The 8,036-nt window shown below is 36.1% G+C and carries 6 protein-coding genes; 2 read left to right on the top strand and 4 right to left on the bottom strand.

Going from position 1 to position 8,036, the window contains the following annotated elements; translation table 11 throughout:
• Positions 1–188 precede the first annotated feature (188 nt).
• Positions 189–563: a helix-turn-helix transcriptional regulator gene (locus ACESSZ_RS15965; RefSeq protein ID WP_217706350.1), complete on the top strand. Its 375-nt coding sequence runs from the start codon at positions 189–191 to the stop codon at positions 561–563.
• A gap of 114 nt (positions 564–677) precedes the next feature.
• Positions 678–1,049 carry a TnpV protein gene (locus ACESSZ_RS15960; protein WP_175627745.1) on the top strand — a complete coding sequence of 124 codons (372 nt, stop codon included), beginning with the start codon at positions 678–680 and terminating at the stop codon, positions 1,047–1,049.
• A 30-nt stretch (positions 1,050–1,079) separates the two neighbouring features.
• On the opposite strand, the gene ACESSZ_RS15955 is transcribed toward ACESSZ_RS15960, so the two are convergent.
• Genes ACESSZ_RS15955 through ACESSZ_RS15940 form a run of 4 tightly spaced genes read right to left on the bottom strand, consistent with a single transcriptional unit; the run spans position 1,080 to position 7,942 of the window.
• On the bottom strand, positions 1,080–4,175 hold the full coding sequence (locus ACESSZ_RS15955; RefSeq protein ID WP_175627746.1) for a type I restriction endonuclease subunit R: 3,096 nt from the start codon (positions 4,173–4,175) through the stop codon (positions 1,080–1,082).
• Positions 4,176–4,180: 5 nt separating this feature from the next.
• Positions 4,181–5,647: an FRG domain-containing protein gene (locus ACESSZ_RS15950; RefSeq protein ID WP_175627747.1), complete on the bottom strand. Its 1,467-nt coding sequence runs from the start codon at positions 5,645–5,647 to the stop codon at positions 4,181–4,183.
• Complete coding sequence (locus ACESSZ_RS15945) at positions 5,647–6,765, bottom strand: restriction endonuclease subunit S (RefSeq protein WP_175627748.1); 1,119 nt, start codon at positions 6,763–6,765, stop codon at positions 5,647–5,649. The genes ACESSZ_RS15950 and ACESSZ_RS15945 overlap by 1 nt, the downstream gene beginning before the upstream one ends.
• A 1-nt stretch (position 6,766) precedes the next feature.
• Positions 6,767–7,942, bottom strand: coding sequence for an N-6 DNA methylase (locus tag ACESSZ_RS15940; RefSeq protein ID WP_499842899.1), 1,176 nt, complete (start codon positions 7,940–7,942; stop codon positions 6,767–6,769).
• Between the last annotated feature and the right edge of the window lie 94 nt (positions 7,943–8,036).

Here is an 8,036-nt window from a genome sequence, read left to right as displayed (position 1 = left end):
CATAATTCTCTCAGTATTGCTCCTATTTCTAGTCGCTTTTCTCCATAAAAAACTTTTCTTCTATACTTTGGCGCAAATACGACACTATTCTCAATCACACAGACTTATATGAATACAAGCACGGAAAGATATTAATACATTTAAACTTTTGTTTTGAAGGTTTTCCTACAGAACAAACTCCTGCGGCAATGCTAAAATACTACCGGCAGCGAAAGGGTCTAACCACACGGCAGTTAGCCGAAAGTATAGGAGTTGTACCCGCAACAGTGTTAATGTATGAGCGTGAACGATTCCCGATACCATATCAAACAGCCGTTGCTATGGCTGAAGTCCTTGAAATTGATAGAAATCTGCTCTTCGATGAGTTTGCTCAATTTATGGATTATCCTTACAGTGATAGACTTCGTGAAGTCAGAAAAGCACACAGATTAAATCAAGCAACTTTTGCTGAAAAAGCAGGTATTAGTTTGAGCATCTATTCTAAATGGGAGGGCGGTTCACGACAGCCGTCAAGAAAAATGTATCAGCAATTGGTAAATACATATCCCGAAATAAACATATGAAAATACAGCGTATCTGTGATATAGCAGGTACGCTGTATTTTTTATCGGCACATTGGTTTCATTACCCATCTTTCTGTAAAATAAAAGTACACTAAAACACAGGAGGAAAATACTATGGAAAAGTCATTATTTGAACAAATGGGCGGTACTTATACGCAAGTTGGGGATTACCTGATACCAAATCTCCGTTTGCCAGAACAACAAGGTCAGCCGATCGGAGTATGGGGGCATCGACACGTAAGATATTTGAAACAACACCATAAAATTATTTATATGAACCTGTTGACAAGCGGGAAACTAAACGACTATCTTGTCGATATTGAAAATCAGGCTGAAAATATGTTTCTTCAAATCGTAAAGCAACTTGCAAAAAGCGAAGGCATAACAGAAGAACTTAAGGCAAAAGATCAGACGGAATGGGTTGCGCAAATGAACAATGTTTGCTACAGAGCAAGAGAAATTGTAAATTCTAAGTTGATTTATTAAAAATAGTCCGCTCAATGGAGCGGACTATTTTTAATAAATTTCATTTTCACACATTTTTTCAGCTTGCTCTATTATCAAATCCACCGCCGTTGCCTGTTTATCCGGTGGATATTTATATTTTCTGAGCAACCTTTTTACAGTAATTCTCATCTGTGCCCTAACACTTTCTCGCACATCCCAATCAACTTTAATATTATTTTTAATGCTGATTGTTAGTTCTTTAGCAATTTGTTTTAGGACATCATTTTCATAGAAATCTCTGGCAGATTCATTGGACGAAATTGCATCATAAAATGCCAGTTCATCGTCTGATAATCCCAGCTTTTCGCCTCTTTTATGAAGCTCATTCATATCTTTTGCCATATCAACCAGAGCCTTTATAACCTCTACCGTCTCTAAAGAACGTTTTTCATATTGAATTACTGAGGCTTCAAGCATTTCAGAAAATTTCTTTGCTTGTACAATATTCTTTTTAGCTATCGCCTTAATCTTGCCGTCAAGCAAACGTCGTAAAAGTTCCAGAGCTAAATTTTTTTGTGGCAGTCCTTTTACTTCTTCAAGAAATTCATCAGATAAAATTGAAATATCCGGTTTATTCAATCCAACGGAAGCAAATATGTCAACGACTTCTTCAGAAATAACTGATTTGGAAACCAATTGACCAATTTCATATTCTATTTGATCTTTCGTTTTCTTCTGTTTGTCTCTTGGTAGTATTTTTATAATACCTGATTTGATGGCTTTAAAATAACTAATCTCTACATTGATTGCCTGAGCTTGCTCAGAGGTCGAACATAATGCGTATGCCTTACCAATTTCTGCAACCAAGTTAAGAAATTCTTTTTTCTCATCTTCCGGTTTACCCAAAACAAAATCCACACCAGAAACAATACACGCCATTCGTTCACTTGCCGAGCCGCTTATGTAAGAAGAGTAATCCAATCCATGCAATATTCCTTGAATTTGCTCATACTTCTCAAGCATGAGATCTATTGCTACTTGTGGATCAATACCTGTTGTTTTTCGGTCAGACGGTGTATATTGTGCTAATGCACTTCTTAAATTATCTGCAATGCCAATATAGTCTACAATTAAGCCGCCGGGCTTGTCTTTAAACACACGATTAACTCGTGCTATGGCTTGCATAAGATTATGACCACTCATCGGTTTATCGACATACATTGTGTGAAGGCAAGGGACATCAAACCCCGTCAACCACATATCGCAAACAATAACAATTTTTAATTCATCTTCAACATCTTTCATTCTCTTTGCAAGTAGCTTTTTCTGAGATGCAGTAGTTGAATGCGGCTGAAATTCAGGCGGATCAGATGCTGCAGAAGTCATAATAACCTTAATTGTACCTTTATCAATGTCGTCACTATGCCATTCCGGGCGGTATTCTATAATCTTTGAGTAAAGTTTTACTGCAATCTTTCTGGATATAGCTACAAACATAACTTTTCCATTAATCGCTTGTTGTCTAAGGACGTAATGAGCAATAAAATCTTTCACCACTACATCAATACGACTATCTGTTCCAACAATGGCTTCTAACCTTGCCCATTTGCGCTTTTGGCTTTCGGCGTAAGTTTCCTCCTGTCCCTCAACAATGCTGTCATACTCATCATCAATCTTTGGCTTTAATTCCTGCGGAAGATCTAACTTTGCAATTCTGCTTTCATAATAAATCGGAACAGTAGTTTTATCTTTAACCGCTTGAGTCAAATCGTAAATATCAATATAGTCACCAAACAGAGCAGGGGTGTTCTTATCGCTCAACTCAACAGGAGTTCCAGTAAATCCGATAAAAGAAGCATTCGGCAATGCATCTCGCATATGTTTCGCAAAGCCAAAAGAAACTTTTCCATCTTTTTCTTTTGCTTCTAACCCGTACTGACTGCGATGTGCTTCATCTGCTATAACAACCACATTTCGTCTGGTAGTCAGTGCTTCCATCGATTGGTCACTCTCATCTGGCGAAAACTTTTGGATAGTCGTAAATACAATGCCGCCAGCTTGAACGCTCAATAGTTCTCGTAATTTCTTTCTTGTGTCTGCCTGTTTGGGCGTTTGACGCAAATAATCGGCACTTTTTGCAAAAGTAGTAAATAGTTGATCATCCAAGTCATTTCTGTCAGTAATAACAACAATGGTCGGGTTACTCAGTTCTAAAACCAATTGACGAGTATACATGAGCATAGAATAACTTTTTCCGCTACCCTGTGTATGCCAAATTACACCCGCTTTTCTGCTTCCATTTTCAGAGGCTGCCAAGTGAGTGGTATACAACGCTTTATTTACAGCAAAAAATTGATGATAACCAGGCAAAATTTTGAAAGACTTATCTTCTTCATGAACAAAGAAGCTATACTTTGAAACAATGTCCAAAAATCTCTTTTTATTCATCATTCCATACAGCATAACTTGCAATTGCGGAAAAGAAAGTCCCGATTCTTTTTCTCCGTCAATTGTTCTCCAGAACATAAAGCGATCCAGATCAGAAGTAATTGTACCAACTTTTGCATTGATACCATCACTTGTGATCATAAAGGCATTGTAATAAAACAAGGACGGAATATCTCTTTTATAAGTCTGAAGCTGATTAAACCCATCAACAATATCTACTTCTTCGTTTGTCGCATTTTTCAGTTCTATTACAACAACAGGAATACCATTTAAGAACGCAACAATATCAGGTCTGCGTTCTTTTCCGTTTTCAATTACAGTGTATTGATTGATTGCCAAGAACTCATTATTTTCAATATCTTTGGCATCAAAAATATAAGCTTTTTCGGTTTTTATGCTTCCGTCCTTCTGCTTAACCTCTACATCAATACCATCGGTTAATAATTTCTGAAACGCAACATTATTTTGGACAATAGATAAGCTCTGCTGACGAGTAATCTTTTTAACCAGTTCTGAAATCGTATCATTAGAATATTGTTTGTTAATACGTTTTAATGCACTATATAACCTTTCGTACAGAACAACATCTCCAAAACTTTCTCTCTCTGAAAAGCTTCCTCCCGGCGAAATATCTGGTCCATATTGTGTTTGATAGCCTAAATCTTGAAGCCACTCCATTGCTGCTTGTTCAAGATCATTTTCTATAAATTTGGACATTTTATTCACCTCGCATTTTTATCATATTTTAATTCTGATAGTTTTTCTACTATTTGAGTAGCAGCTTTTTCTGCTTCATTAGCTGAAACACCATTATTGATAAAATACTTCTTAACAAATAATCTGTATGTAGCTTTTTGAGAATCAAAAATATACCAATCTGGCGCAGAAAAAAGTTCTGATGCGTTAGCAAAATCCTTCTGTACTTGTTTAGTTTTTGATTTGTTAAAGCCGAGAGAAATACAAACTTTTTCGATAACGGTATCATACTTAGTAACGCTAGGTCGTATTGTTTTATCAAGTTCTTTTTTCTGTTCAAGATTGCTAATTTGCTCTTCAGCATTCTTTTCTTTATTTTCTTTTATTTCCTCGATCTCTGATTTTAACACATCATACTCTTTAGCAATAACGGATTTTTTATCAAGAGAATTAATTATATATTTTGCTTGGTGATCAATCTCTGGAAACAGAGTTTTCTGGCTAACCCCAAGTTTGTCAAGTTCTGCCAGAATGTACTTTTTTCTTTCTTTTGGAATGACATAAGAATATGCTTTATCGGTAAGCAATTTATTCTGTTTATTAATATATTCCTTCATTCCTTCATCAATATCTTCATCATTTTCCTCTGCTATTTGGAATTTAAGTTTTTCCAGCAAAACATTTCTTGCATTTATCGTTAATTCAATATTCTTTTGCTTAATATGGAATGGAACATTCTTATTAGAATACAGGTCGCTTTCAAAGTTATTGTATACCATACCAAAAAGAATAAATGCTCCTGATTGCCTCTTTATTCTGTTATTATCCAGACTGGCCACCACGGTAACATAACTAAAATCTTGTAAAATAGATTTTACTTCTTCTTCAGTGAGATTTTCAATTGTGAAGCGATTAATTTCATTTGTAAAAGAATCAAGCTGTGAGCCTTTCTTGCAGCTTCTAGCTAATTCTGATAATACATTTACTTTTGGATCATCAGGCGATAGTGGAGTATCGATCCATACAAATACTTCCCCATCAGCATCTTCAAGCTTACTGCACTCCTCCAAGCGATTTTTCAGCTCTTCTAGATCTGTATTTTCTCTATACCATTCTTCATCCTGCTCAATAATATCCTTTAATTTCACCTGTATGCTTCGAGGTTGGCATGCAAAATATAATGCTACTAATGGATTTGATGTAATATCCAACAAACGAGTAGGTAATTCATAATGCTGCATTTTTGTCAGCTTTTCAAAAGGAGTTTTATGCGAAACAAATTCCTCTGGACAATTCACAAGAATTTCAGAAAAAATCTTGCTTTCATAATCTAACCGTCCATCCCTAAAAATGCTCGGTGCTAAACCGAAAGATGTGTCATTTTGTCCACGATAAAATAATTGATGTTCTGTATCTGTACCCATATTTAAAAGTTTAATTTCCCAAATAAAATCTTGTACAGAACCTATTACACCAATACAGTTTTCATACATTATTTCTCACCCACTTCCACTGGCAGTTCTCCACTCATCAATTTGGGGAGTAGGGTATCTCTAATCTCTGCCAACACTTCATTTTCTTCTTTGAGCTTTGCGATTTTCTGCTCAATAGGTTTTGCGATTTCTTCAAATTTCAATTGAAGTTCCATCGGCGGTACAACCATAGGAAACATTTTAAACGCTTCGAAAGGGAAGTTCTGCCTTGTTGTGCCAATGGCATGGTGTTTGATCATTTCCTGAAATATCGGTTGCTTCATATAGTAATAAAAGAAAGTAGGAGTAATCGTATCCTTCATCTCAAAAACAGTATAAATCGGGCTAACAAGTCCAACATCATACTCCTTGAGCATGGCAATAGAACCGATATTTGCTCTTGCCGGATTATATGCTACTTGATTGCGGCGAACAATTTTATAGTTTTTAGTGCTCTTACTATAAACTTGTTTTGTAAATACATCTTCGGATGCTTTAAATTCGCCTTCTTTTACGACCGAAAGTACAGGGTAATCTTTTTCTTCTTTGTTTTTTTCCTTAAGTTCTATAATGTTCTCAAATACAGTTGATTCTGCATATTGCCCATCTGCTAATTTGGACTTTTGTATAAATGTTTCTTTATATATTTCGTTTGCTACATTCAGCAATAGCGCTATGTTAACTAAATTATTTTTAATTTTCTTTTCATACACGCATAGCTTTTCTGCAATTCTATCCTGCTCCTCTCTAGAAAAATCAGGCAACGCAATCAAGTTCATATTGTTTTGATTCAACTTTGGTTGAGCCGAACCAGTTATATATTCTGATATATCATTTGAATTTAACCAAAAACACAAAAATTCAAGATTTGATAATTCATTTGATGTAACTATATGCGCATGATTATTAACCCAAAACTTTCCTTCTACAATGGTTGCAATTGGTTGTTTGCGAGACCTTAAATTTTCCCCATCTTCAGCTATCAACAAATATTTACCTTCAAAAAGATAGTCATCGACATAATCAATAATACCCTGTGCACCATAATATGGATAATTTTTTTCAATATTTTCCCTTTGCTTAGCTGATAATGGGATACGTTTATTGTCATGATTAATAATTAAATCACCTAAAAGCATCTTATTCCTCCTTGAAATCTTGGTTCCATCCCATTTCATTTAATTGATGCTTAATTTCTTCATCAAGCTTTTGAGATTCATCTATTACATTATATAATTTCTTTGTCAATCTTTTCATTTTTTCATCGAAAGGTTCCGTGTCTTCTTCTATAGGAACAACACCTACATAACTCGCCGGTGTCAAATTATAATCTTTTTCACGAATTTCTTCCAATGTTGCTATCTTCCAAAATCCCTGTTTATCGGCATATTCAATTTCTGTACCATCCGCCTTTGTTGCTTTCTTTTCATGGTTGCGGAAAGAATGGTATGCGGAAGTGATTTCATCAATAGTTTGTGCAGTCAGCTGTCTCTGTGTACGACTGTCCTCATAAGGTTCAGTTTCCATATTTCTGGCATCGATAAACAGAATTTCCCCATGTCGATCACGGTGTCCGTTTTTCAGCTTATTGCGAGCCATAAACCACAGGCAAACAGGAATTGATGTTGTTGAGAACAGTCCACCCGGCAAAGTAACAATACAATCGATTTTGTCATCTTCAATCAAGTTTTTACGAATGTTGTATTCACTGATTGTAGAAGATGAAAGAGAACCATTCGCCAATACAAAACCCGCTGTTCCGCTTGGCGCTAAGTGATACAGCATGTGCAAAATCCAAGCATAGTTGGCATTACCCGTAGGCGGAATACCGTATTTACTCCATCTTGGATCATCTATTAAACGCTCGCCGCCCCAGTCACTAATATTAAAAGGAGGATTTGCCATAATATAATCTGCCTTTAAACTCTTGTGCTGATCGTTATGAAAGGAATCCGCATTTTGCTGACCAAGGTTTGCTTCGATTCCACGGATAGCAAGGTTCATTTTGCAAAGTTTCCATGTATTATAATTGGATTCCTGCCCATAAATAGCTAATTGACCGTCAATTCGTCCCTCTCTGTCTTCTACAAAGCGTTCACTCTGCACAAACATACCGCCAGAACCGCAGCAAGGGTCATAAACTCGACCATCATGAGGCTCAATCATAGCTACAATCAACTCAACTACACTGCGTGGAGTGTAGAACTCTCCACCCAGTTTTCCCTCAGCACGTGCAAACTTTCCAAGAAAATATTCATATACAGATCCTAAAGTGTCTTTGTTCTTGTCGTTTCCAATCTCAAGTTCAGATAACAAATCAACCAATTCACCCAAAGAACGGTGCGAGACGTTTCTACTTGAAAAGAGTAGACACTGCACAATCAATTAAAATTGTGTTGGAGAACTGAAC

Source organism: Eubacterium sp. 3_1_31 (assembly GCF_964249515.1).
Classification (GTDB): domain Bacteria; phylum Bacillota_I; class Bacilli_A; order Erysipelotrichales; family Erysipelotrichaceae; genus Longicatena; species Longicatena caecimuris.
Note: the sequence above shows the minus strand (reverse complement) of the source record. Positions and strands in the feature narration are given on the sequence as shown.

Excerpts from the sequence above, each read along its gene's own strand:
- ACESSZ_RS15965 (WP_217706350.1), top strand. The coding sequence starts at position 189 with ATGCTAAAATACTACCGGCAGCGAAAGGGTCTAACCACACGGCAGTTA.
- ACESSZ_RS15960 (WP_175627745.1), top strand. The coding sequence starts at position 678 with ATGGAAAAGTCATTATTTGAACAAATGGGCGGTACTTATACGCAAGTT.
- ACESSZ_RS15950 (WP_175627747.1), bottom strand. The coding sequence starts at position 5,647 with ATGTATGAAAACTGTATTGGTGTAATAGGTTCTGTACAAGATTTTATT.
- ACESSZ_RS15945 (WP_175627748.1), bottom strand. The coding sequence starts at position 6,765 with ATGCTTTTAGGTGATTTAATTATTAATCATGACAATAAACGTATCCCA.
- ACESSZ_RS15955 (WP_175627746.1), bottom strand. The coding sequence starts at position 4,175 with ATGTCCAAATTTATAGAAAATGATCTTGAACAAGCAGCAATGGAGTGG.